The following is a 24,499-nucleotide window of genomic DNA, read 5'->3' on the forward strand; positions in this document are numbered from 1 at the left end:
AACTTTATTGTGAAACAGGCCATTTTTCTTGATTGTAGGCCATGTCCCAGAACATGAATTCATACTGGCTGCTGATGATAAAATGCTGTTTCATCTTTTCTTGTTCTGATTTTGGCGCTTCCAATGCAAGTACATTTAGTCTGCTTAATTGCTCATTTACCAATTCACTGAACCATTCTCCTCCATATGCATTAATCCATTCTTGATATATTTGGACATTTGGAGTGGAGTCCTTTAGCAATTGTCCAATATCATAATAAATCCAGTAGCACGGCAGAATCGCTGCAATGATTTCAGCGAGGCTTCCAGAAGCAGCAACCCGATAAAGATGTGATGTGTAAGCATAGGCAGTGGGAGAAGGGATGAACTCATCTAATTCTTGTTTTGTTACTCTCAATTGCTTTAGGAAATTTTCGTGCAGACCAAGCTCAGCCTCATAAGTCCCCAGTGAATGTGCTGCCATTCTGGAAGTCGTGAACAAATCGGATGCTCTCGCTGCTCCAATTGCCTGTATCCTGGCAAAATGGGAAAGATAATAGGAATCCTGTAGAACATAATAGCGAAAGGACTCCAATGCTAAATTTCCATTAGCGATTCCCTTAATAAAAGGGTGGTCAAAATTTGCCTGCCATATTGGCTCTGCTTCGTGTCTTAATACTTCAGTGAATTTTGTCATTTAAAAGCTCCTCCTCATCCTTTTTAACCCAATAAAAAAACCACTTTCAAAGAAAGTGGTTGTATTGGCACAATAAAAAATGTCCCAAAGTCCACTTTCCTACGCTGGTGTAAACCAGATCAGGTTCCAAGGGTCTCAAAGTCTCACTTTAATCTCAGCCTTTAAATCAAAGGCACCCCTAGTGGTAAAATTTAGATATTTAATTCATCTTTAATCATAATAGCAAGGCTGATGTAAGAGTCAAGTGTTAATAAATTGTGAAAAAGTTTGGGGCTAATTGTGAACATTATGTGACATTTTTTATTAAATTCTGTTAATATAAAAAATACATACGAAAAAGTGGGGGAATGAGAAGTGGGAAAACTTCTTATGTACTTTTATTTAATTGTTGGTCTATATTGTCTTGTAAGCGGATTCCTCGCATTGGTATCACATGGATTCCAGCATGCTGTACTTTCACTGTTCCTTGCGGCATTTAATTTCGCCATGTTCTCTTTATTCCGGAAAGAAGGCAAGCTGCCCCGTTTACGATTGATCAAAGGACGTAAAAGCGAGATGGCAAAGATTTAATTCTGTTGTATAGGCAATCGAGGGCTGTTTTTGAACACAAGATCACCTTCGGACAAAATGAACGTAAATTAAGCGTAATTTGTCCGAAGTCGGGGCAAGTTCGGACAAATTTCAGGGCGATCAAGCGGAAATTGTCCGAAGTCGAGTCAGGTTCGGACAAAACCCCGGCCGTTCAAGCGGAAATTGTCTGAAGTAGGGTCAGGTTCGGACAAAATCCCGACCGAACAAGGGGAAATTGTCTGAAGTAGGGTCAGGTTCGGACAAAATCTCGGTCGTACAAGCGAAAATTGTCTGAAGTAGGGTCAGGTTCGGACAAAATCTCGACCGATTAAGCACAACCCGTCCGAAGTAAGGTTAGGTTCGGACAAAACCCCGACCGTACAAGCGAAAATTGTCTGAAGTAGGGTCAGGTTCGGACAAAATCTCGACCGATTAAGCGCAATCTGTCCGAAGTAGGGTTAGGTTCGGACAAAATCCCGACCGAACAAGGGGAAATTGTCTGAAGTAGGGTCAGGTTCGGACAAATTCCCGACCGAACAAGGGGAAAATTATCTGAAGTTGGGTCAGGTTCGGACAAAACCCCGGCCGTTCAAGCGGAAATTGTCCGAAGTCGGATCAAGTTCGGACAAAGCCCCGGCCGTTCAAGCGGAAATTGTCTGAAGTAGGGTCAGGTTCGGACAAAGTCCCGACCGTACAAGTGGAAATTATCTGAAGTAGGGTTAAGTTCGGACAAAATTTCGACTGTACAAGCGGAAATTGTCCGAAGTAGGGTTAGGTTCGGACGAAATCTCGACTGTACAAGCAGAAATTGTCCGAAGTAGGGTCAGGTTCGGACAAAATCTCGGCTCACCAAGCCAAAGTTGTCCAAAACAGCATTAATCACACAAAAGGAGCTCACAAAAAAACCAGGCCACCCCCTAGAGGATGCCTGGTTTCATTCATTTTAATGCGAGTGTCCTGAGGTCATAACCCAGATGGATCCTGCGACAATGACGACTGCGATAAATGCTGAGTAAATGATATTGATATTATTCGTTACTTTATCGTCGCCTTCATTGATGTGCATGAACATGTATAGCTGGATTCCGGCTTGGACTACTGCCAGTGTGCCGATGATCCACATGACTGCCTTTATTGAAAGCGAGGTCTGAAGGGCAATCCATGCTGCGCCGAATGTCAGGACGAGTGACATGAAGAATCCGATGACATGGCTGATTGGGAAGCTATTTGAATGCTTATCCATATTACATCACCAACCCTTGTAAATAAACGAATGTGAAGATGAAAATCCAAACGACATCAAGGAAGTGCCAGTACAGTCCGAAGATGAATGCTTTGCGTGCTGTAACAGGTGTCAATCCTCGCTGCAAGATCTGGATGATTAGCAGGATGGCCCAGCCAATCCCGATGGTGACGTGCAAACCGTGTGTTCCAAGAAGAACGAAGAAACTGGATAGGAACGCACTGGTCTGCATCGTCGCACCTTCGTGCACGTAGTGGATGAACTCGCGAACCTCCATGAACAGGAAGCCGCCGCCCAGCAATAATGTGAATACGAGCCACATCAGCATGCCTTTAATATTGCTGCGGCGCATTTCAAAAATCGAGATTCCCATGGTGAAACTGCTTGTCAGCAGCAGGAAAGTCTGAATCATAACATCTTTTACTATGAAGATATCCTTCTGTGTCGGTCCGCCGGCATAACGCTCACCGAGGACTCCATACACTCCAAAAAGGGTAGCGAAAAGGACAATTTCAGCTCCGAGGAAGACCCAGAAGCCAAGGATATTCATCCTGTTTTGTTCTGTCTGGTATTCAAGCGGCAAAGCGGCATTGACTTTAGCTGACATGGTTCTTCACTCCTTTGTTTGCGCCTTTTCTCCATTTACTTTCTGTTTCAAAGACTTCATCTTTGTGGACATGGAAGCCTTCATCGTAGTCAAATGAACGGAAGGCAAGGCCAGCGAGAATACCTAGAGCGGCAACTCCGGCAGCAATCGTCCATTCGAAAACAAGCAGGAATCCAGAAATTCCGAATACAACACCCATATAAATTGGTATCCATGTGTTGCTTGGCAAGTGGACTTCTTCAATTTCATCTTCAGAAAGTGGCTGAAGTTGATTGTTCTTTTTCATGTGCCAAAATGCATCAAGCTTTGTAACCTCAGGGAGGGAAGCAAAGTTATAATGCTGTACTGGTGTTGCTGTTGCCCACTCAAGCGTTCTTGCATCCCATGGGTCATTGCCGATATTGCGGTCAGCATGGCGAGCGCTCCAGTAAATGTTGTAAACCAATGCCGCGAAGCCTGCCGCAAGAATCACTGAACCAACAGCAGAAATCATCATCAATGGACCAAACCCAGTTTCAGCTGAGTATGTGTACGCGCGGCGGACCGCACCGTCAAGTCCAAGGAAGAACATTGGCATGAACGTAACGTTGAACCCAACAACGAACAGCCAGAAGTGCCATTTACCGATTTTCTCATTAAGCATATAGCCGAACATTTTTGGCCACCAGAAGTAAAGACCAGCAAAGATCGGGAACACAACACCCGGAATCAATACATAGTGGAAGTGTGCCACCAGGAATAATGTGTTGTGATACTGATAGTCAGCGGCAGCCATCGCCAACATGACACCAGTAACACCGCCGATGACAAAGTTAGGAACGAACGCCAGTGCCCAAAGCATGGCTGTCGTAAACTTGATTCGGCCTTTTCTCATCGTGAACAGCCAGTTGAATACCTTCACCCCGGTCGGGATGGCGATTGCCATCGTCGTGATCGAGAAGAATGAATTCACTCCTGCGCTGTTCCCCATTGTGAAAAAGTGGTGAACCCAAACGAGCATACTCAATACTGAGATCATCACAATCGAGATGACCATGGATTTATAACCGTAAAGGGTTTTACGGGCAAAAGTCGAGATAATATCTGACAGCATACCGAACGCTGGCAGAACGACGATATACACTTCAGGATGTCCCCATAACCAGAACAGGTTCGCCCAGAGCATATCCATACCGCCGCCGGAGATCGTAAAGAAGTGAGTACCGAACGTGCGGTCAAATGTCATCAATGCCAGCGCTACTGTGAAAATAGGGAAGCTGGCTACAATGATGATCGATGTGATGAAAGATGTCCATGTGAACATCGGCATCTTCATCAAGGTCATGCCTTTGGTTCTCATTTTTAACACTGTGACTACGAAGTTAATACCCGTCATCAAAGTACCAGCACCTGCTATTTGCAAGGCCACTGCGTAAAAGTTATTCCCGATGCCCGGACTGAATTCTTTCCCGGCAAGAGGGAAGTATGATGTCCATCCTGCGTCAGGTGAACCACCAATGATGAATGAAATATTGAACAATGCTGCGCCGCTCACAGTCAGCCAGAAGCTAAGGGCATTCAACTGAGGGAAGGCAACGTCACGGGCACCAATCTGCAGCGGAATCACAAAGTTCATGAGACCGATCAGAAGCGGCATCGCAACGAATAAAATCATTATGACGCCGTGTGTTGTGAATACCTCGTTATAGTGCTGGGCATTCAGGAAGTCATTTTCCGGTACGGCTGTCTGGCCTTTCATCATCAAGCCATCAATACCGCCACGGAGGAACATTACGACGCCAAGCAGGATATACATAATCCCGATCTTCTTGTGGTCAACCGTTGTGAACCACTCACTCCAAAGGTAATTCCATTTTTTAAAATAGGTGAGACCGGCTAATGCACCAACTAATGTCAGGGCAATCCCGATTTGTGATGCGAATATTAATGGATCACCTGTTACGAAAAATTCATCCCATTTAATGCCCACTGTGGTCACCCCCGTGTGAATCTTCAGTTTCAGATTCTTTATGGTTCATATCTTCATTGTTTTCATGATTAGAACTCTCATTGTTTCCATCTTTATTTTTGTAATTGTCCTTGTCCTCAAAGATCTTTCCTGGCCAGCCATGTCCTCTATCGTACATTTCTGGATTTGTGTAGTTCTTTGAATGTGGATCAGAGTGGTCAACCCATTCAAGGTGTGTGTTTGAGAATGTCTTGCGTCCAAGGTGGGAAGGCTCAAGCATCTTCTCATATTCCTCCAAAGTCATTTTTGGAGCAGTTTCCTTTACATCTTTAATCCATTGATTAAAATCTTTTTGTGTCTGGGAAAGCACTTCAAACTCCATGCCCGCATAACCCTGGCCGTTAAAGTTCGTGTTCTTGCCTACATATGACCCTGGATTATCTGCAACCAGGTAAAGCTGGGTTTCAGCTTTCGCCATCGTGTACTTTTGGCCCGCCAAAGCAGGGATCCAGAAGCTTTGCATCGTGCCTGCTGAGGTCAGTCTGAAGTCAATCGGACGGTCTTCAGGAATATTCACATAGTTGACTGTTTCGATTCCTTGCTCCGGATAACTGAATATCCATTTCCAGTCAGCAGATGTAACGTTAATGATCAGAGGTTCTTTATTCTCATAACCTTTCGGGATTTCATCTATAGCGTAAATTGTTTTGACTGTAGGAATCGTCAAAGCAACGATAATCAAAATCGGAATCACTGTCCAAATTATTTCCAGCACAGTGCTGCCGTGTTCTTCAGGTGGTTCGTAATCCAAATTGTCTTTGCGCTCACGGTACTTCCAGACGATGAATCCGAATAGCCCGAACACAACCACTGTAACAAGTAACATCAGAGCAATCGAAAAGTTGATTAACTCAAGAATTTGTCTTGCTATTGGCCCCTCTGGATTGAATACCACCATATTGTTTTCACAGCCGCTAAGCAACAGCACAGCCATGATCGAGGTGAGGGAGACCAAAAATAGTTTTGATTTCTTCATCACTGCAGCTCCTTTCAAATATCAACCTTGTTCATTTTATCACAAACTTATGTTCATTTGTTCACAAACTTGTCGAAAGTAACCCTTAAATGAACGGTAAGTTGTGGCAAAAGGTGTGATAAATATCACACTGTTTTATTTGTAATTATTCTAACATGGAAATTGTTACGGTTTTGAAGACAAATGTGAACAAATTATGAAAACAAAAATTGTCATCTTAGTGAATTAAAAATATAAACTATTGACGAAAAAGCAGGGCCCTCAAATTGAGGCCCTGCTTCGTAAGATTATGATACTTTCATTCTTTCTATATATGTTTCCAATGCTGGATGAAATTCTTTTTCATAGTGGCCAGCCGGACAAGTCTTTATTACAATCGCCTTGCATGAAGGATTTTCTTTTACTTCCAGCGCTGCTTTACAACGTGGGCATTTTTCAACAGAAAGATTCATTTCAACAACACCCCTCCAATAATTCCTATGTGTTTAGTATGGATTATATTCAATATAATTTCAATGGTTAATAAGACCAATTGTGATAAGATAATTGAAGAGAAAATTCATATTCCAATATTATTAGAGAAATCGATTTACATACTAAATGGGGTGTATTTATGTTAAAGGAGAACTTATCAGGCAAGACAGTTATTATCACTGGAGCCAATAGCGGGATCGGCTATGAGGCGGCAAAGAAACTCTCAGGAAAGGGTGCACATGTCATACTCGCAGTGAGAAATGAGGAAAAGGGCAAGGTTGCTGTTGACTCAATTGTGCAAGGAAATCATGAAGCATCAGTAGAAATAATGAAGCTGGATTTAGCAGACCTCGCAAGTGTCCGCAATTTCACTTCAGCTTTTATAGAAAAATACAGCTCTCTTGATATACTGATCAATAACGCTGGAGTCATGATCCCTCCATATGGCAAGACGAAGGATGGATTCGAGCTTCAATTCGGAAGCAATCACCTCGGCCACTTTGCGTTGACAGGCCTCTTGCTGCCGCTTCTGAAAAAGACCCCTGGATCCCGGGTAGTCACTTTAAGCAGTATCGCTCACCGGGGAGCTTCGATAGATTTTGATAATCTGGACGGCTCAAAAGGATACAAAGCAATGAAGTTTTATGGACAGAGCAAGCTTGCAAACCTGTTATTTGCTAGGGAACTTGACATTCGTTTTAAACAGCATGGAATCGAAACAATCAGCGTCGCCTCCCACCCTGGAATTTCCAATACGAATTTATTCAACTTAGGGAAAGGGGAAACGCCTAAATATATGAAAGGATTGATGAAATTTTTTTCACAGCCCGCAGAAATGGGTGCTCTTCCAACCATCTACGCTGCAGCGGATGACAGCTTGACCGGCGGTGAATACATTGGTCCGGACGGGAGGGGGAACAGAAAAGGATATCCTGCGATTGAGATTCCTGCACCTGGAGTTTTTAATGAAGAAACAATGACAAGATTATGGACCGAATCGGAGGAATTAACGGGAGTATACTTTGATTTTTAGAGACTCGTTCCTAGAGTCTCTTTCTCCCTATATTAATATATTAAAATAATAAATTGTTTGTAAGCGTTTACAATACGTTGTTCTTCACTCTTTTAAACGTTGAAAAACAATAGTTCAAATATTGTTCAACATTTCACAAACTATTATTCTGTTTATGTGATAATCTTTAATTAGAAAAGGAAAAGGAGTGATCAAAATGATGTATTGCGAATTTAAACCCTTCTCAACCGATACTGAGACATACAGCCAGGAAATGCTCGAGGAAGTCATTGGTGATGAATTTGAGGCGATGATGTATAAAGATGATAAAGAAATACCAGCCTACATCTGGACAGTAAACTTCGTGGTCATAGTGAAAAGAAGTACGAAGTTTGTAACAGACATCAGTTTTGAAAAAATACCTAGAAATCCAGTTTGCGAGTAAATTATTTTTTTGAGCAATCATGTGAAAACATTCACAAATTATAACTAACAACATATGAACTACATAAATGCAGCAGATTATCTTAAAACAATTAGGAGGTCTTGAAGATGGGGACAGTTGAGAAAGTGGTAAAGGAACAATCATCTGTTACGAAAATGGTTGATGGTCTATTGGATAAAGGGTTAAAAGCATTATCACAAATGCGTGAGATGGATCAAGAAGCAGTAAATAAAATCGTAAAGGAAATGGCGCTGGCAGGACTTGATCAGCATATGCCTCTCGCAAAAATGGCAGTTGAAGAAACGAAACGTGGCGTTTATGAAGATAAGATCATCAAGAACATGTTCGCCACTGAGTATGTGTACCACAATATCAAATATGATAAGACGGCTGGGATCATTGATGAAAACGAGCACGAAGGCATGATCACGATTGCTGAGCCAGTGGGAGTGATCGCCGGTGTAACACCGGTAACAAATCCAACCTCGACCACCATGTTCAAAGCATTGATCTCGATCAAGACAAGAAACCCAATCATATTCGCTTTCCATCCATCTGCGCAAAAATGTAGCAGTGAGGCGGCGAGAATACTACGCGACGCAGCTGTTAAAGCAGGAGCGCCAGAAGATTGTATCCAGTGGATTGAAAAACCATCACTTGAAGCGACACAAGCATTAATGAACCATTCGAAAATTTCAATGATTTTAGCTACTGGCGGTGCCGGTATGGTAAAATCCGCCTACAGTTCAGGAAAGCCGGCACTAGGTGTTGGTCCTGGAAATGTACCTTGCTATATTGAACGAACTGCAATTGTAAAACGGGCAGTCAATGACCTGATTTTATCAAAAACATTCGATAACGGAATGATCTGCGCTTCTGAACAGGCGGTCATCATTGATAAAGAAATTTACCATGATGTAAAAACAGAAATGATCGCGAATAGCTGCTACTTTTTGAACGAGGAAGAAAGAACGAAAGTCGAGAAGCTTGTTATCAATGAACAATCTTGCGCTGTTAATGCTGATATAGTGGGGATGCCAGCTCATAAAATTGCTGAAATGGCTGGTGTGTCAGTACCTGAGGAGACTAAAATCCTTGTTGCTGAGCTGAAAGGCGTGGGTGCTCAATATCCACTTTCCCGTGAAAAGCTTAGCCCTGTGTTAGCTTGCTATAAAGTGAATGGAACAGAGGAAGGATTTAAGCGCGCAGAAGAGATGCTTGAATTCGGTGGGCTTGGCCACTCTGCTGTCATCCATTCAACAAATGATGAAGTGATTAAAGCATACGGCTTAAGAATGAAGGCAGGACGCGTCATTGTAAACGCACCGTCTTCCCAGGGCGCTATTGGAGATATCTATAATGCCTACCTGCCATCTCTGACACTTGGCTGCGGAACTTACGGCGGGAACTCCGTGTCTACCAACGTAGGTGCGATCAATTTGATCAATGTTAAAAAAGTCGCGAGAAGGAATGTGAATATGCAGTGGTTTAAGGTGCCAGCCAAAATATACTTTGAAAAGAATTCAACACAGTATCTTGCGAAAATGCCGAAAATCTCAAAGGCATTCATCGTCACTGATCCTGGTATGGTGAAGCTAGGATATGTTGACAAAGTTCTCTATCATTTAAGAAAGCGTCCGGATTACGTACACTGTGAAATCTTCTCTGATGTAGAACCAGATCCATCAATTGAGACCGTGATGAAGGGAGCAGAAATGATGGCGAGCTTCCAGCCAGATGTCATTATTGCCCTGGGCGGAGGCTCGGCAATGGACGCGGCTAAAGGCATGTGGCTTTTCTATGAATACCCGGATGCAGACTTCCATGGCTTGAAGCAGAAGTTCCTTGATATCCGCAAGCGGATTGTCAAATATCCGCAGCTAGGACGCAAAGCTCAATTTGTAGCGATTCCGACAACATCTGGTACAGGTTCAGAAGTGACATCCTTCTCGGTCATTACTGATAAAAAAGCGAACATCAAATATCCGCTCGCAGACTATGAGTTGACTCCAGACGTGGCTATTGTTGATCCGCAGTTTGTGATGACGGTGCCAAAACATATTACTGCTGATACTGGAATGGACGTATTGACACATGCGATTGAAGCGTATGTCAGCTGTATGGCAAATGACTATACAGATGGTCTTGCCATCAAAGCGATTCAGCTTGTATTTGAATATCTGCCAAGAGCGTATCGAAATGGCCAGGATGAGGTGGCGCGCGAGAAGGTGCATAATGCGTCCACGATTGCAGGTATGGCGTTTGCCAATGCTTTCCTTGGAATCAACCATAGTCTGGCGCATAAGCTTGGTGCGGAATTTCATATCGCCCACGGCCGCTCGAATACCATCTTGATGCCGCATGTCATCCGTTATAACGCAACAAAACCTAAGAAATTCACGGCATTCCCTAAATATGAAAGTTTCGTCGCCGACCAGCGCTACGCAGAAATCGCACGCATACTCGGACTGCCGTGCCGTACCACCGAAGAAGGTGTTGAAAGCCTTGTCCAGGCGATCATTAAACTGGCGAGGGAAATGGATATTCCAATGAGCATCGAAGCAAACGGTGTTGATAAAGCCGAATTTGAAGCAAAGGTTGAGCAGCTTGCAGACCGGGCATTCGAAGACCAGTGCACAACAGCCAATCCTAAGCTTCCATTAGTATCAGAACTGGCCGAAATCTATCGATTGGCGTTTAAAGGAGTCTAATAAATAAAAGGAGGATGGAATCTTTAGGTTCCATCCTCTTTTATAAGTAACTTGACCCACTGCGGTAAGGATTGGTTTAAAAATTGTTCTATTTACCTAGTAAAAATAGTAATAAATTAACTAGTTAGTATTTTTAGAATATTATATTATTTATCCCGGGTAACTATTTTACTAATCCGGGAGGTACTTATGAAGAAGAAGCCTTATCTATCATTCGCATTAGCAGCAGGTCTGGCAGTAAGCAGCTTGGGAGCACCGGCCATTTACGCGAAGCCGGCAGAAACGCCGCAACAGGTTCAGCCATTCAATGTATTTGACAACAAGGTACTGGACAAAATCAATGTTGAAAAGATGTACAACAACATTGAGTATCTATCAAGAACGCCTCGTGTTGCCGGTACAGAAGCCGAGCACAATGCGATCCAGTATGTCAAAGAGCAATTTGAGTCATACGGTTATGAAACAGAGCTTCAGGAATTTACTTTCTACGGTTACACAGCACCTCACACGGTCGAGCTGGCAGTAGATGGCTATTCAGGTGAAATTAAGTCAAAATCCTTTACATATGGGATGGATGGAAATGTCACAGGTGAACTGGTCTATGCTGGTTTAGGACAAGCAGGGGATTTTGACGGTGTTGATGTTAATGGAAAAATCGCTTTGATTCAACGCGGATCGATTTCATTTGCTGATAAAGTCCTGAATGCAGCAGCAAACGGTGCAGCGGGAGTCATTATTTTTAACAATGCAGCAGGGGACCTGAACGGAACATTTGGTTCACCTAACGACGCATATGTACCGGCTGTGGCCATTTCCCAGGAAGTTGGACAAGCTTTAGTGAACCAACTGAACAATGGTGAAACTTTGACAGGATCGATTAACATTGAAGGTGCAGATGCTGGTATGAGAACTTCCTACAATGTCATTGCCACGAAAGCACCTACGAATAAAAATAAAGCAAAAGACGGAATCGTCGCATTGGGTGCCCATCACGATTCAGTTCCGGGAGCCCCAGGTGCAAACGACGATGCATCAGGTACGGCTATGACACTCGAGCTTGCCCGTGTCATGAAGGATCTGCCGACGAATATGGAAATGCGCTTTATTACTTTTGGAGCAGAGGAACTTGGATTAATCGGCTCACGTTATTATGTAAGCCAGCTTTCCGAGGAGGAAAAGAATCGCTTTGTGGGATACTTTAACATGGATATGGTAGGCAGCAGGGATGCGGGTGATTTGGTCATCAATACACCAGACGGAAACGAAAACATTGTTTCCCAAACTGCTCAGGCTTCCAGTGCCCGCTTAAATGGAGAACCAACTCCGATCCAGCCTGGCGGGAGCAGTGACCACGTATCGTTTTATGAAGGTGGCATCGCATCAGGTTCATTTATCCATAGACCGCTAGAGCCATGGTACCATACGCCAGAAGATACAATTGACAAAATTAGCAAAGAAAAACTGCAGGATGTGGCGGAGATCGTTGGTACGGCTGTCTATGATATCGTTCGTCCAGAGAATCAGGGGCCAAAGGCAAATAGAGGAAAAGAACAAAAAGTACCGCACCTATATTACGAGGAAGAAATTAAATAAATTTTTCATCGCCAGGTTCAACCTTTTATCGGTGGACCTGGTTTTTTAGTTTTCTTAATTAACACTTTTAAGAGTAGTGAGACATGTAAAAGAAGTTTTTTGAATGAAGTGGAGAATTCCGACCAGTTTGGGAGTTTCCAATAATGAACACTCTGGCAATACTTTTCATCGATTTGGCATTTAGGGAATTAAATGTTTGATTCCTCTCAGAAAATCAACCCTTTAATACATTTATTAGGTCAGAGTGGGATATGTGAATATCGCTTGGTCAGATGATCGTTTTTTAAATGAAGGATATTTTCCTAAAAACAGAAAGTTGGAGGGAAGAGTTATGGAGACAAAATAAAAAGAAGGTCCCATAGGAACCTTCTTCTTTAAACAAAACTAATATTATAGTTTTGATACGTTAGCAGCTTGTGGTCCGCGAGCGCCTTGCTCAACGTCGAAAGATACTTTTTGACCTTCGTCTAATGATTTGAAACCTTCAGATTGGATAGCAGAGAAGTGTACGAATACGTCGTCTCCACCTTCGCGCTCGATGAATCCAAAACCTTTTTCTGCGTTAAACCATTTTACTGTACCTTGTTCCATTTCTTGTTACCTCCCAGTGCGTTAGCACATTATGTTACTATCCTTGCCCAAAGTGATCATTAAGACGAAATAATTTCTATCCTTTACACCGAACAAAAATAATTCTTCTTAAGAATAACAGGATGTGGAAGAAAAATCAACTTAAAACTATTTTTCCATTTATAATCCTCCATAAGCCCCAGCTTAACTATTAGATAAAAACCCCGTTTACTAAGAAAGAGATTGAGAGTAGGATTCTAGTAACGAAAAGCGGTGTACAGCTTTATAAAAGTAGGAGTATTTACCCTTTTTTTCTTTCGCAGCCGAATGACATTTCTATTTTTACTAGTTAATTGGGCATTTAGTTTGCGCATATCCTGTTCATTCCTGGAAGATACACTTCTTTGGATTTATTTACCTATTTTCCCAACAAATACTTATTAATCATTTACTGAATATTCAGATTTAAATCCTATTTTTCGACACAAAAACAAGCCTTAGAGGTCTATTTTTAAATTAGCACCTATTTTTACATAGAAAATGCGACGGGAGGAGGATAGCTATTTCAAAAAAACACTTAGGAGGTAAGTGGATGAAACGAAAGAAAAAAAGATTATTATCCGTTCTTCTCACGACAGCACTAGTATTGCCAATGCTTTTACAGCCTCAGATGAATACTGCAGCGGCAAACAAAGGAGTAAGTGTTTCAGCAAAAGAAGCGATCCAGACTTCAAAGCAAAAGGTAAATAAGAAGTTATATGATCAATTCGGTGAGCAGGAGAAGGTCACCTTCCTGATTAAAATGAAGGAACAGGTGGACACGAATACTGTTGCCAAGGAGGCTGATAAAAAGGCCAGCTTAAAAAAGGCGACGCCTGCCAAAGCTAAATCAATGAAACGCTCCACGATCGTTTCCGAGTTGAAGGCAAAAGCACAGCAGACTCAATTTGATGTACTGGAATACTTAAGGGAGGAAGAGAAAAAAGGAATCGCTAAAGATGTTCACTCTTATTATGTGGTTAATGGTATTGCCGTTACTGCCACTAAAGAGGTAATGGAAAAAGTAGCGAGCTTCCAGGAAGTTGATAAAATCCTTCCTAATGAAACAAGGCAGCTATTTGTTCCGGAAAAGTCGGCAGTTGCTGTACAAGATCCAGCAGCCAAGACAAATTCGATTGAATGGAATATTGACCGGGTCGGAGCACCGGCTGTATGGGATTTGGGGATTGACGGCAGCGGCATCACAGTAGCTTCCATTGATACAGGTGTACAGTGGAACCACCCAGCATTACGGGATCAATACCGAGGTTATGATTCAGCAACTGGTGAAGCGTCTCATGCAAATCACTGGTTTGATGCAGTAGCTGGTCAATCTGCGCCATATGATGATCATGGGCACGGAACACATGTAACTGGAACAATGGTCGGAGCAGAGCCAGATGGTGCCAATGCCATCGGAGTCGCGCCGGGAGCAAAATGGATAGCTGTTAAAGCATTTACAGCTTCGGGCGGCACTGATGTTGATCTCCTAGAAGCGGGCGAGTGGATTATAGCGCCGAACGGAAACCCGGATTTGGCACCTGATGTTGTCAACAATTCATGGGGCGGGGGACCAGGTATGGATGAATGGTATCGTCCAATGGTCCAGGCGTGGAGAGCGGCAGAGATTTTCCCGGAATTTTCAGCGGGAAATACTACGTTCAGTAACCCTGGAGGACCGGGTTCAGTAGCTAATCCTGCTAACTATCCTGAATCAGTGGCTACAGGAGCAACTGATATCAACAATAACCTGGGAAGCTTTTCATTGCTTGGACCTTCTCCTTATGGAGAAATCAAGCCTGAGCTTTCGGCACCGGGAGTCAATATTCGTTCATCTGTACCAGGAGGCGGATATGAAGGTGGATGGAACGGCACTTCGATGGCCGGGCCGCATGTATCAGCGGCTGTAGCATTACTGCTGCAGGCAAATTCAAGTTTGAACGTTGATGAATTGGAAGAAATTCTGATGACAACCGCACTGCCATTAACAGACAATGCATACCCAGAATCTCCAAATAACGGATATGGAGCTGGATTATTGAATGTATTCGATGCTGTGTCATCTGTTGTATCCGGCCTAGGGAAATTGAAAGGCCAGGTAACAAAAGATGGAGACGACAGTGAAGCACCGGTCTTGGAGCATTCCCAACCTGCCACGGTTTTCGCAGGAATGCCACTAAGCTTAGAGACTTCAGCTGTCGACAACATCAGTGTAACAAATGTAGAACTTGAATATCAATTAGAGGATGGATCATGGACATCTGTTGCAGCAGTTCGCACTAGCGGCGACTATAAAAATGGAATATATCGTGCAGACGTGCCGGGAGAAGCCATCGCTGGCAGCGCGTTCAACTACAAATGGAAAGCAGTGGACTTCGGCGGCAACGAATCAGTAAGCGAGCATAGTGTTACTGTATTGCCGGGTATCACGGTTGGATATGAACAAGATTTTGAAAATGATACTGCTGGTTGGACCACATATGGAGATGCCAATAGCTGGGAATGGGGAACTCCTACATCAGGTCCTGGATCAGCTTTCTCAGGTGAAAAAGTATATGGAACGACACTTGCAGGCACGTACCAGAACCGTGCGAACATGTCCCTGCAAATGCCGCCGATCGATTTGCCGGAGGGCAGCACCTACCTTCAGTTCAAGCAGTGGTATAACCTTGAAAGAAACTATGATTACGGTCATGTTTTTGTATCGACTGATGCCGTGAATTGGGTTCAAAAACTTCTTGTGAACAATTTATCAAATGGCTGGATTGATGGTGAAGTAGATTTAAGCGAATATGCTGGCCAAAGAATTTATATTGCCTTCAATGTAACAACGGATGGCAGCGTGGTCAGGGATGGCTGGTACCTGGATGACGTCCGCTTGGCGGATACTCCTCTCCCTGAACCGGCAACTGCCAATCTTGGCATTGAAAAAGATGATTCAAAAGCGAGCTTGAAAGAGCCAGTGGATGCAAATAAAATCACCATCGCACTCCCTGAGGCTAAGCAGGCTGAAAACACATCTTCACCTATGGCTTTGCCTATGCAGGCACAAGTCTCAGTGGTGGAATCAGGACGTTCTGTAAAAACAAACCCTGCAAACGGCAGTTATGAATTAACCCATGCTGCAGGTACTTTTACAGTTATTGCAGAGGCTTATGGTTTCCGTCCGCAAACCCAAACGGTAGACATTGAACAGGATGGAGAGGCGATCGCCAACTTTAACCTTGAAGAATTGCCTAAGGGTACGGTAACTGGAGCCATTACAAACAAAGCAACAGGTGAGCCTGTTGCAGGGGCAACTGTTTACTTGCTAGAGGATGCGAACATCTCCCCAGTTTCAACTGATGAAAATGGTCAATACTCACTAACAGCATATGAAGGCGAATACACCTTAAAGGTAATTGCGCCTCATTACTACAGTCAGGAAGCTTCAATTAATATTGAAGGGAACATCGAGCAGAATTTTGAAATCAAACCATTCATCGGGTATCCTGGTGAGATTGGCTACGATGATGGCACTGCTGAAAATGCGAGAGCCTTCTATGATGCAGGTAATGGCTGGGCAGTGAAGATGTCGTTGGAAAATGGCAATGATAAAGCATTGGTTACTGGCGGCTTGTTCCGTTTCTGGGATACAGAGTGGCCGGTTCCAGGCGGTACAGACTTCAAGGTAGAAGTATATGATGCTACTGGTACCGATGGAGCACCTGGAAAGAAACTCGCGGGTCCGATCGATGCAACGGCATTAAGGAATGGCGAGTGGACACATGTTGATTTGAGCAGCCACGGAATCGTGGTAGAAGGAGATTTCTATCTAGTCTATATCCAGGCAGGTATCAATACAGCTTCACCAGGACTTGCAACGGATGAAGACGGTGAAAATGCCTTAAGGAGCTGGCAGCTGGTCGGCGGCGGCTGGTCACCTTCACCAGAGGATGAAGGAAACTATATGATCCGAGCAGTTGTAGATTATGAAGTGACAGCACCAACGATTTCATCGCCAGTTGATGGGTCTTTCACAAACGAGGGTACTGTTACAGTTAAAGGAGAAGCAGCCCCTACGACGACAGTCCATATTTACAATGATGGAGAGGAAATCGCCACAGTTGCCGCCAATGATGATCGTTCTTACGAAGTTGAGGTCGAACTCCAAGAAGGCGAAAACATTTTAACAGCTAAAGCTTCGACAGAGCAAGGTGTTACAGACCCATCTGAAGCAGTTACGGTCACTTATGATCCACATGCACCGGAGTTGACGATTACTTCCCCAGCAGACAGCAGCAAGATTAATAAAGAAACGGTTACAGTAACGGGAACGATCGCTGATGATCATCTGGATACGGTAACAGTCAATGGAACTGCAGCCAAGGTAGAGGATGGAAAGTATTCAGCGAGAGTCATGCTGGATGAGGGTGTTAATGAAATCAAGGTCGTTGCCAATGATAAAGCGGGCAACACTTCAGAAGAAATTGTGAATGTCGATGTAAAATTCACGGCTCCTGTCATCTCAGAATTGAAACCGACAGAGGATGTTACACTCAAGAAAGGTGAAAGTGTAAAAATTGAGTTCACGAGTGAAGAGGACCTGGATGCGACATTCGTCCTTCACATGCCTTTAACAAACAACGCGCAAACTACCAATGCGACTGAACTTCCGATGCGTGAGGAGTCCCCCGGTTATTATGTGGGATACTACACCGCTACGAAGGATATGGTAGCAGATGGAGCAGTAATTGAAGTTAAAGCAGTTGATTCTTATGGCAATGAAACGAGAAAAACCGCTGATGGTAAGTTATTCATTAATGTAAAGAAAAAGAATTAATCGAGCTGATTTTAACGACGAAGTATTTGGAGCCCTACACTGATAATGAAGGGCTCCATTTTTCATTTAGGTTGTACATTCTTAATGATGAATCCACTCTCAGGAACGGTTGGCATCCTGACAAGACTGTAGTTCAAGTCCTGTTCTGGCACCTCATACTCAATATCATTTACTAGGAAGGCAACTGTGGATTTCATGACTTCAACCGTAATACCTTCACCGGGACATCTATGACCTGTAGCAGGATCGCCTCCTCCCTGGGGAATGAAATCAAACATGTTACCATCCCACTCCTTGAATCTCTCTGGGTAAAATAAATTAGGATTTTCCCATAAACGGGCATCATGATTTGTTCCATACATATCAAGAAGAACCAGCATCCCTTTCTTGAATTCTGCTTGCTTCCAAATAAAATCCTTTTTGACCCTGGCACCGAGGAATGGGCCGAATGGGTAATACCTTCTGACTTCATTAACGAATCCGATGTACGCTTCATCCTCAGCCTGTAATCTTCGTTTGACTTCTGGATATTCATGAAGAGCTAATGCAGAAAAGGTGATGAAAGTTGCAATTGCAACAATAGGCCGCAATACATTGATCAGTTCGATTGCTGCCATCCGTTCATCTAATAAACTCCCATCAAGTTGTTTATGAAAAGCCATCTCGTAAATAGCAGATCCTTCACGCGTAGAAATTTTCCCGGAACGCACTTTTTCAATAATACCCTCTATCCAATCTTCCGTTTTAGTCCTCGATCTCCGTCCTTTCCAATGTCTTGGGCCAACAGCACCAAAAGCATCAACCATATTCATGAAATCGTCAGCACGTTCTTTGACCTCACCATCTTCCAAAGGGACGCCAGCCCAGCTGCACGCAACTCTGCATAAAATTTCTTTAGCTTCTTCGAAAAGGATTACTTCCTCTTTTTCATGCCATCTATGGGCAGAGGCTTGCCATTGCTCCCTTACAAGCTGCCCTAATAGTTTTTGGTGCGGGGGAGTCATCAGTGACATGAAAAGCAGTTTCCTATGTATATGGTTTTTACCGTCCATAGTCTGGATTGCATTCTCCCCAAACAAGGACTTTCGGATTCGTTTAGGTGCAGCACCTTTTCTCTGAAAACGGTCATTATCATAGAAAAGTTTTGTCGCCTCTTCACCGCTTATGCAAATGGCTTGTTCACCGAGAAGACGCGCGGTGAATATATCAGTGTTATACTTTTCCATGCGGTTCTGAATAAAAAGATATCCTTCTTTCATTAAAGCAATACTGTTATCCAGACTTTTATCATGTGGAATGCTCATTAAATAATCTCCTTTAAGATAGAATGATCTAATAAATAATTACACTTAATTGTAAAAGATAAACTAAGCATTCATATTCATTTTCCGTAGAACATGTGAGTGTTATTCATTGGAGGTTGCTGCTTTCATAATTGTTTTTATCTTCTTGTTAACCTTCCTAGAAAATTTATGATGGGTTAGTTTCTAGAACTGATCTATAATATATCGGTGAATGCGACTTCTGCCTTATACAAATAGTAAGGAAAGGGAGGTTAGGTTTAATGGGAAAATGGAATGAAGAAGGTGCTCCGAATAACAACCTTTCTGCCGAAACAATTGCAGGCTCAAAGCTTGTAGGAAAGCCAGGACTTCAAGAACATGAGTTTTCAGAAGAACTCGCAGATGGAGGAGAGAGGGATAAGGCGATTGTTAGGCAATTGAAGGAACATCAACCAGGAATGTAAAAAAAAGGTCGGACAAGACGTCGCCGGGCACAAAGAAGGACAGCTGGAATAGCTGTCCTTCCTTGTGAATTTTTTTATAATCAAGAGGAATTCCTTTTTAAGCCGTTTTGCGTAAATGGCTGAAGCTTGGTCTTGAAAGAACAGATCTCTCAAGTCTTGCTGCCATCAGACCCGCAAAAACTGCAAGGATGATATCTTTTGGCAGCGGAACGACCATCCATAGCCATGCCATTTCATACGAAAAGCCCTCTGGAGCTGCTGCCCAGAATTTATAGGCAAAATACATCCAGTTTGTTCCGATAATATAATTAATGGCAAGTCCAATTAATGAGGCAATGATGAATGTCGCAACACTACGTTTCTTCTCAACAATTTTACCAACAGCGTAAGCAGTAAAAATAAAAGAAAGAATAAAACCAAAAGTCGGGCTGATCAATGTTCCAAAACCTGCGCCGAATTGAGCGAAAACAGGGACACCTACTAGTCCTACTAATGCGTAAACGACCATTGAAATAGCGCCTAACCGGCTGCCTAGAACGGCTCCAGCAAGAATGGCGAAGAAGGTTTGCAATGTGATTGGCACGCCGCCGACAACCATGAAAGGTACGATAGATGTGATGTTCGAGCCAAAAGCCATCAGGGCAACAAACATCGCTGCCAATGTTAAATCTAGTGTTCTAAATTTCATTACTAAATCCCCTTTATGTATTTTCTGTACATTAACAGATTAAACTTTTTGAATATTATATGTCAACACAAATGTAGTTTGGTTAACATAATCGAATTAACTTAATGAAGGAGCTGATCTTCATGGACCTAAATCTTGAGTTAAGTACGAAAATCATACAAAATGCGAACAAAATTGTTGTGCTTTCTGGTGCAGGAATCAGCACTGAATCAGGGATCAGGGATTTTCGTTCCAGCACAGGGCTTTATGCCATGGCTCCCGAATATATCCTGTCTTTAGAGTATTTTTATAAAGATCCAAAAGATTTTTACGAATTCGCAATCGAAAATCTTTACCATCCAAATTCTGTTCCGAATAAAGGGCACGATATTCTGGCTAAATGGGAGAAAGAGGGAAAAGTTCATCATATCATCACGCAAAATATAGATGGACTCCACCAAAAAGCTGGAAATAAAAATGTCATTGAATTCCATGGGACGATGAAAACGGCGTCCTGTCTAAATTGTGGCGTGAAATATAGTTTGGAAGTAATGATAAACAGAATGAAAGAGACAAATCATTATTATGTTTGCGATCGCTGCAATTCAGGAAGTTACATAAAACCTGATGTCGTTTTATTCGGGGATGCGGGGGAATGGTTCACAAGTGAAGGGTTTGAACAGATTCTAGGATTTATTGCTGACGCGGACTGTGTGCTAGTGTTGGGTTCGAGCTTGAAAGTTACCCCATTTTCAGCATTTCCTCAATATAAAAGTGACGGAATTCCTATGATTATCATCAACAAGAGTGAGACTCCATATGACTATGCACCTGATACATATGTGATCCATGACTCCATAGGTAAAACATTAACTAGTATAGATCGAAATCTAAAGTAAAGTGCACGGAAAAACCCGTGCACCTGGTCTTATCTGATGCGATTATGCATAGCTCGTTCAGGCAACGGCCTGTCGATATCCTTGTTTTTATTCGCTTCTACCCCGGGGTTTTCTGAAGGGTCATCCTCGTAATCTTTGAATGCAGGTTCTCCCATATCAAGCTCGCCTGGACTGAAGGCGTTGGTAGGATATTCTTTAGTGGATTTCTCTTCGACATTATAGCCTGAAATGGAACTGTTGACAGGATGATCTTTTTCATCCTTTATCTTTTCAATTGAATCGATGGCTTCTTGTTCGTTTTTATATGATTTAAGGATATGTTTTTTCTCAATTCCCATTTCAATCAGCCTCCTATCGGTTTTACTTATATATACCCATGAAACGGGCAAATCTAACTTTTACAAAATCCTGCAAATTGGTCTTTTTTTTCGCCCTATCTGGTAAACTATTTTTAAATAGATAAAGAAACTAGGGGGAAAAGGGGAATCTGGCTGTGAAGAAAAAGATAATATTGATAGCGAGCGGTACGTTTCTCGCGATTTTCATCGGATTGTTTGCTGCTGGTAATTACTTTTATAATGTTGCCATAAATCGAGGTCAAGAATCTGTGGATCTTCATGGCGGCGGGGAAAGTGTCACAGCAGCCAAACTGCTAAGTGAAGAAGAGGAGCAGAAGAAACTGGAGGAAATTACAGCCTGGACAGAAAAGCAAAACTTTGAAATGGTTGAAATAAAATCGGAAGACGGCCTTAAGCTGAAAGCGCGGTTTTTAAAAAATAATCAGCCCTCGGGTAAAGCTGTTATTCTAGCCCATGGATATAAAGGGAATAGTGAGCAAATGCCAGGAATCACGAAGTTTTACTATGAGCAAGGGTATGATATTCTTAAGCCTGATGCGAGAGGTCATGGCTTGAGTGAAGGTGATTATATAGGTTATGGCTGGCATGATCGCAAGGATTATGTACTATGGTCAAAGTTTTTAGCTAAAGAAGCTGGGGCTGATGATATTTTCCTGCATGGCTTTTCCATGGGTGCAGCAACTGTACTGATGGCAAGCGGAGAAAAACTTCCTGAACAGGTCAAGGGAATTATTGCTGACAGTGGGTATACGACGGTTCTTGAGGAACTGAGCCACCAATTGAAATACCTGTATAATCTTCCAGCATTCCCGGTCATGCAGGTTACCAGTGTGATCACGAATATCAGGGCAGGCTACACATTCGCTGAAGCCTCGGCATTAGACAGTGTAGAGAAAAATAGACTCCCATTACTCATCATTCATGGTGACAAGGATGCATTAGTACCGACTGAAATGGGAATACGCATATTCGAATTAGCGAAAAGCGATAAAGAGCTATGGATTGTTCCAGGCGCCGGGCACACGGAGGCATACACGATCGCTGAACAAGAGTATCAAGAAAAATTAAAGGAATTCTGGACAAAAGCCACTGGAAAATAGGTGAATTAAATGCAATCAATCGAAAGAATAGGGAAGCGATTTTGGTATATGACGCCTGTTTCTGAAACAGACAGGCCAATCCTCGGGATGGTCGCAGGCAATGAAAGAACGCTGATGATTGACGCCGGGAACTCTGAAGCGCACGCCAATCATTTCAAAGGTATGTTAAAAGAACAGGGTGTAGATGAGCCATCTTATGTGGTATTGACACACTGGCATTGGGACCATATATTCGGCCAGTCTGCGCTTGAAAATACCGTTTCAATCTCTTCAAAGAAAACGAGGAATGAGATTGAAAAGCTGGTCCCTTTATCCTGGTCAAATGAGGCACTCGACCAAAGGGTAGCAGAAGGAACTGAAATTGAATTTTGCGCGAACGCGATAAAACAAGAGTTTCCGGATCAACGGGACATTACAATCACTTTGCCTGAGATGACCTTTGAAGATGAAATCGATATAGATCTTGGCGGCATTACCTGCATTATCAAGCATGTGGGCGGTGACCATGCTGAAGATTCGGTGGTCGTATATGTCAAAGAGGAAAAAATATTGTTCCTGGCTGACAGCATTTATCCCGATATCTTTTCGGCAAAAGACAACTATACTGTCGAGGGAACAAGAGACCTACTGAGGAAAATTGAAGTGTTTGATGCAGACACTTACATACTTTCTCACTCTGGCATAATTTCTAAAGAAGAGTTCAAAAATCAAGCGAATCTCTTAAGATCCATTGGAGATTTGACTGAAAAGCATGGTGGAGATCAAAAATTGTTGATAGAGGAGTTCAGAAAAGAGGTTAACAGAGACCTTACAGAAGAAGAACTTGAAACGATAGAATACTTCGTCAACGGATTTGAAATGAAGTAAATATCGTTAAGCACACCAAATTGGTGTGTTTTTTTCATATAAAAGGAAAAGTACTGATTGTATGCTCTGAGTGCTTAATGTCTGTTGGCGTATTCTCTACGAAATGATCGTCAATCGCTATGTTTTTACTGATATTCTCTACGAAATTGCCCTACGAAACTTGTAATAATCACTACAAAATCCCTCGTAATCTCTGCGTTATCCAATTTGTTGGCAGTTGGGAAGGACAAAGAATAAATTTGCACGAAAAACATATATCTCTTAAAGGATGTTCTACAAAGGAGGAGATATCATGCCAGAAGGAAAACACGATATCATAATTGATGTTCCGATAGACCAGGTTTGGGATTTTGTAAAAGACATGGACAACTGGGCACCATTATTGCCCGGATATATCAGCCATGAAAAATTAAGCGAAAAGCAGTCCAACTGGACATTCAAGGAAACGGTGGGTGTATTAAAGAAAAAAATCAGCTTACAGGTGACCATAACAGAGTGGATTGAACCGACCAGGGTGATGTTTGACTTGAAAGGAATCAATGAAAATCTGACTGGAAACGGATATTTTAACGCAGAAGCGTTAGGGCCAAACCGGACAAAGATGACTGGTTATCTAGAAATGACGGCAGATGGTGCCCTTGCACCGGTTATGAATGCAGTCATGAAGACTTCACTCCCGAAAAGTGGCCAAGAGCTAACGACAGCGATCGCCCAGAAACTTGAGGAAAGAAAAGCTATTCGATAAAAAGTATAGGGAGCCCGCAATCTGCTGGCTCCCTAGTCTATTTTCTCGATTTTAACAGGGCCATCAATTCGGCCGCTCTTATCAAAATAAACTAGAACGGAATCGCCACTTTGGATTTTCACGTAAGCTGGCACTTTTTCTTTTTTAAAATAAATGCTTTTTCCGTCCGTGCTCTCTCCATAAAATCCAGAATCGTCGCTCTTGTTGATGATAAATTCTTCTGAAATATAATCAGTTTCAACCTCATTGGAAACCTTTCGCGCTTCATCCATTTCAAACTTCAGGAAAACCATCAACCCAAGAAGAAGGGTCAATAAAAACAGCAACAATACCCTCATTTGTTCATCCTCCACTTGTTCATCCGTAACC

General features: G+C 42.7%; 22 protein-coding genes and 1 riboswitch. Of the genes, 11 read left to right on the plus strand and 11 right to left on the minus strand.

From position 1 onward, the window contains the following. Positions 1–4 precede the first annotated feature (4 nt). Entirely contained in the window at positions 5–676 is a 672-nt protein-coding gene (tenA, locus tag AC0VX7_RS12130; protein ID WP_475424414.1) for a thiaminase II, read from the minus strand. Between the two features lie 79 nt (positions 677–755). Next, positions 756–866, minus strand: a riboswitch (TPP riboswitch). A 164-nt stretch (positions 867–1,030) separates the two neighbouring features. Here tenA and AC0VX7_RS12135 point away from each other — a divergent pair. After that, a complete protein-coding gene (locus AC0VX7_RS12135) occupies positions 1,031–1,246 on the plus strand; it encodes a hypothetical protein (RefSeq protein ID WP_415799016.1) in 216 nt (71 codons plus the stop codon). A gap of 943 nt (positions 1,247–2,189) precedes the next feature. On the opposite strand, the gene qoxD is transcribed toward AC0VX7_RS12135, so the two are convergent. From qoxD to AC0VX7_RS12160, 5 genes are all read right to left on the minus strand, one after another. Further along, positions 2,190–2,489, minus strand: a complete 300-nt coding sequence (gene qoxD, locus AC0VX7_RS12140; RefSeq protein ID WP_475424415.1) for a cytochrome aa3 quinol oxidase subunit IV — start codon at positions 2,487–2,489, stop codon at positions 2,190–2,192. A gap of 1 nt (position 2,490) precedes the next feature. Continuing rightward, entirely contained in the window at positions 2,491–3,096 is a 606-nt protein-coding gene (gene qoxC, locus AC0VX7_RS12145; protein ID WP_041966260.1) for a cytochrome aa3 quinol oxidase subunit III, read from the minus strand. Continuing rightward, positions 3,086–5,065, minus strand: a complete 1,980-nt coding sequence (gene qoxB / locus AC0VX7_RS12150; protein WP_475424416.1) for a cytochrome aa3 quinol oxidase subunit I — start codon at positions 5,063–5,065, stop codon at positions 3,086–3,088. The genes qoxC and qoxB overlap by 11 nt, the downstream gene beginning before the upstream one ends. Next, a complete protein-coding gene (qoxA, locus tag AC0VX7_RS12155) occupies positions 5,055–6,080 on the minus strand; it encodes a cytochrome aa3 quinol oxidase subunit II (RefSeq protein WP_475424417.1) in 1,026 nt (341 codons plus the stop codon). The genes qoxB and qoxA overlap by 11 nt, the downstream gene beginning before the upstream one ends. A gap of 287 nt (positions 6,081–6,367) precedes the next feature. After that, a complete protein-coding gene (locus AC0VX7_RS12160) occupies positions 6,368–6,532 on the minus strand; it encodes a hypothetical protein (RefSeq protein ID WP_475424418.1) in 165 nt (54 codons plus the stop codon). 131 nt (positions 6,533–6,663) lie between these two features. Here AC0VX7_RS12160 and AC0VX7_RS12165 point away from each other — a divergent pair, with 131 nt between their 5' ends. The 4 genes from AC0VX7_RS12165 (at position 6,664) to AC0VX7_RS12180 (ending at position 12,315) form a co-directional block, all read left to right on the plus strand. Further along, complete coding sequence (locus tag AC0VX7_RS12165) at positions 6,664–7,587, plus strand: oxidoreductase (protein WP_475428144.1); 924 nt, start codon at positions 6,664–6,666, stop codon at positions 7,585–7,587. A gap of 196 nt (positions 7,588–7,783) precedes the next feature. Next, positions 7,784–8,011, plus strand: a complete 228-nt coding sequence (locus tag AC0VX7_RS12170) for a hypothetical protein (protein ID WP_475424419.1) — start codon at positions 7,784–7,786, stop codon at positions 8,009–8,011. 107 nt (positions 8,012–8,118) lie between these two features. Continuing rightward, on the plus strand, positions 8,119–10,722 hold the full coding sequence (gene adhE / locus AC0VX7_RS12175) for a bifunctional acetaldehyde-CoA/alcohol dehydrogenase (RefSeq protein ID WP_475424420.1): 2,604 nt from the start codon (positions 8,119–8,121) through the stop codon (positions 10,720–10,722). A gap of 189 nt (positions 10,723–10,911) precedes the next feature. Next, positions 10,912–12,315 carry a M28 family peptidase gene (locus tag AC0VX7_RS12180; protein ID WP_475424421.1) on the plus strand — a complete coding sequence of 468 codons (1,404 nt, stop codon included), beginning with the start codon at positions 10,912–10,914 and terminating at the stop codon, positions 12,313–12,315. Positions 12,316–12,705: 390 nt separating this feature from the next. Here AC0VX7_RS12180 and AC0VX7_RS12185 read toward each other — a convergent pair whose 3' ends face one another. Further along, positions 12,706–12,906, minus strand: a complete 201-nt coding sequence (locus AC0VX7_RS12185) for a cold-shock protein (protein ID WP_023614374.1) — start codon at positions 12,904–12,906, stop codon at positions 12,706–12,708. A 571-nt stretch (positions 12,907–13,477) separates the two neighbouring features. On the opposite strand from AC0VX7_RS12185, the gene AC0VX7_RS12190 reads away from it, so the two are divergent. Next, positions 13,478–17,746, plus strand: a complete 4,269-nt coding sequence (locus AC0VX7_RS12190) for a S8 family serine peptidase (protein WP_475424422.1) — start codon at positions 13,478–13,480, stop codon at positions 17,744–17,746. Positions 17,747–17,808: 62 nt separating this feature from the next. Here the strand turns inward: AC0VX7_RS12190 and AC0VX7_RS12195 are convergent, their stop codons facing one another. Continuing rightward, the gene (locus tag AC0VX7_RS12195; RefSeq protein ID WP_475424423.1) at positions 17,809–19,050 is read right to left on the minus strand and encodes a cytochrome P450; all 1,242 of its coding nucleotides are present in this window, start codon (positions 19,048–19,050) and stop codon (positions 17,809–17,811) included. Positions 19,051–19,310: 260 nt separating this feature from the next. Here AC0VX7_RS12195 and AC0VX7_RS12200 point away from each other — a divergent pair, with 260 nt between their 5' ends. Continuing rightward, positions 19,311–19,493, plus strand: a complete 183-nt coding sequence (locus AC0VX7_RS12200) for a hypothetical protein (protein WP_475424424.1) — start codon at positions 19,311–19,313, stop codon at positions 19,491–19,493. A gap of 97 nt (positions 19,494–19,590) precedes the next feature. On the opposite strand, the gene AC0VX7_RS12205 is transcribed toward AC0VX7_RS12200, so the two are convergent. Further along, positions 19,591–20,181, minus strand: a complete 591-nt coding sequence (locus AC0VX7_RS12205; RefSeq protein ID WP_215029918.1) for a biotin transporter BioY — start codon at positions 20,179–20,181, stop codon at positions 19,591–19,593. A gap of 122 nt (positions 20,182–20,303) precedes the next feature. Here AC0VX7_RS12205 and AC0VX7_RS12210 point away from each other — a divergent pair, with 122 nt between their 5' ends. Further along, positions 20,304–21,059, plus strand: coding sequence for an NAD-dependent protein deacylase (locus AC0VX7_RS12210; RefSeq protein WP_475424425.1), 756 nt, complete (start codon positions 20,304–20,306; stop codon positions 21,057–21,059). Between the two features lie 29 nt (positions 21,060–21,088). On the opposite strand, the gene AC0VX7_RS12215 is transcribed toward AC0VX7_RS12210, so the two are convergent. After that, on the minus strand, positions 21,089–21,397 hold the full coding sequence (locus tag AC0VX7_RS12215) for a hypothetical protein (protein ID WP_475424426.1): 309 nt from the start codon (positions 21,395–21,397) through the stop codon (positions 21,089–21,091). A gap of 155 nt (positions 21,398–21,552) precedes the next feature. On the opposite strand from AC0VX7_RS12215, the gene AC0VX7_RS12220 reads away from it, so the two are divergent. From AC0VX7_RS12220 to AC0VX7_RS12230, 3 genes are all read left to right on the plus strand, one after another. Next, positions 21,553–22,518 carry an alpha/beta hydrolase gene (locus tag AC0VX7_RS12220; protein ID WP_475424427.1) on the plus strand — a complete coding sequence of 322 codons (966 nt, stop codon included), beginning with the start codon at positions 21,553–21,555 and terminating at the stop codon, positions 22,516–22,518. 9 nt (positions 22,519–22,527) lie between these two features. After that, on the plus strand, positions 22,528–23,385 hold the full coding sequence (locus AC0VX7_RS12225; protein WP_475424428.1) for an MBL fold metallo-hydrolase: 858 nt from the start codon (positions 22,528–22,530) through the stop codon (positions 23,383–23,385). A gap of 292 nt (positions 23,386–23,677) precedes the next feature. Then, the gene (locus AC0VX7_RS12230; RefSeq protein WP_475424429.1) at positions 23,678–24,130 is read left to right on the plus strand and encodes a CoxG family protein; all 453 of its coding nucleotides are present in this window, start codon (positions 23,678–23,680) and stop codon (positions 24,128–24,130) included. Positions 24,131–24,162: 32 nt separating this feature from the next. Here the strand turns inward: AC0VX7_RS12230 and AC0VX7_RS12235 are convergent, their stop codons facing one another. Continuing rightward, the gene (locus AC0VX7_RS12235) at positions 24,163–24,468 is read right to left on the minus strand and encodes a hypothetical protein (protein ID WP_475424430.1); all 306 of its coding nucleotides are present in this window, start codon (positions 24,466–24,468) and stop codon (positions 24,163–24,165) included. Positions 24,469–24,499: the final 31 nt, after the last annotated feature.

This window comes from Mesobacillus sp. QJM3NY_10 (assembly GCF_056173465.1).

Excerpts from the sequence above, each read along its gene's own strand:
- AC0VX7_RS12180 (WP_475424421.1), top strand. The coding sequence starts at position 10,912 with ATGAAGAAGAAGCCTTATCTATCATTCGCATTAGCAGCAGGTCTGGCA.
- tenA (WP_475424414.1), bottom strand. The coding sequence starts at position 676 with ATGACAAAATTCACTGAAGTATTAAGACACGAAGCAGAGCCAATATGG.
- AC0VX7_RS12230 (WP_475424429.1), top strand. The coding sequence starts at position 23,678 with ATGCCAGAAGGAAAACACGATATCATAATTGATGTTCCGATAGACCAG.
- adhE (WP_475424420.1), top strand. The coding sequence starts at position 8,119 with ATGGGGACAGTTGAGAAAGTGGTAAAGGAACAATCATCTGTTACGAAA.
- AC0VX7_RS12235 (WP_475424430.1), bottom strand. The coding sequence starts at position 24,468 with ATGAGGGTATTGTTGCTGTTTTTATTGACCCTTCTTCTTGGGTTGATG.
- AC0VX7_RS12200 (WP_475424424.1), top strand. The coding sequence starts at position 19,311 with ATGGGAAAATGGAATGAAGAAGGTGCTCCGAATAACAACCTTTCTGCC.
- AC0VX7_RS12210 (WP_475424425.1), top strand. The coding sequence starts at position 20,304 with ATGGACCTAAATCTTGAGTTAAGTACGAAAATCATACAAAATGCGAAC.
- AC0VX7_RS12195 (WP_475424423.1), bottom strand. The coding sequence starts at position 19,050 with ATGAGCATTCCACATGATAAAAGTCTGGATAACAGTATTGCTTTAATG.
- AC0VX7_RS12215 (WP_475424426.1), bottom strand. The coding sequence starts at position 21,397 with ATGGGAATTGAGAAAAAACATATCCTTAAATCATATAAAAACGAACAA.
- qoxA (WP_475424417.1), bottom strand. The coding sequence starts at position 6,080 with ATGAAGAAATCAAAACTATTTTTGGTCTCCCTCACCTCGATCATGGCT.
- AC0VX7_RS12225 (WP_475424428.1), top strand. The coding sequence starts at position 22,528 with ATGCAATCAATCGAAAGAATAGGGAAGCGATTTTGGTATATGACGCCT.
- AC0VX7_RS12205 (WP_215029918.1), bottom strand. The coding sequence starts at position 20,181 with ATGAAATTTAGAACACTAGATTTAACATTGGCAGCGATGTTTGTTGCC.
- qoxC (WP_041966260.1), bottom strand. The coding sequence starts at position 3,096 with ATGTCAGCTAAAGTCAATGCCGCTTTGCCGCTTGAATACCAGACAGAA.
- qoxD (WP_475424415.1), bottom strand. The coding sequence starts at position 2,489 with ATGGATAAGCATTCAAATAGCTTCCCAATCAGCCATGTCATCGGATTC.
- AC0VX7_RS12170 (WP_475424419.1), top strand. The coding sequence starts at position 7,784 with ATGATGTATTGCGAATTTAAACCCTTCTCAACCGATACTGAGACATAC.
- AC0VX7_RS12190 (WP_475424422.1), top strand. The coding sequence starts at position 13,478 with ATGAAACGAAAGAAAAAAAGATTATTATCCGTTCTTCTCACGACAGCA.
- AC0VX7_RS12160 (WP_475424418.1), bottom strand. The coding sequence starts at position 6,532 with ATGAATCTTTCTGTTGAAAAATGCCCACGTTGTAAAGCAGCGCTGGAA.
- AC0VX7_RS12185 (WP_023614374.1), bottom strand. The coding sequence starts at position 12,906 with ATGGAACAAGGTACAGTAAAATGGTTTAACGCAGAAAAAGGTTTTGGA.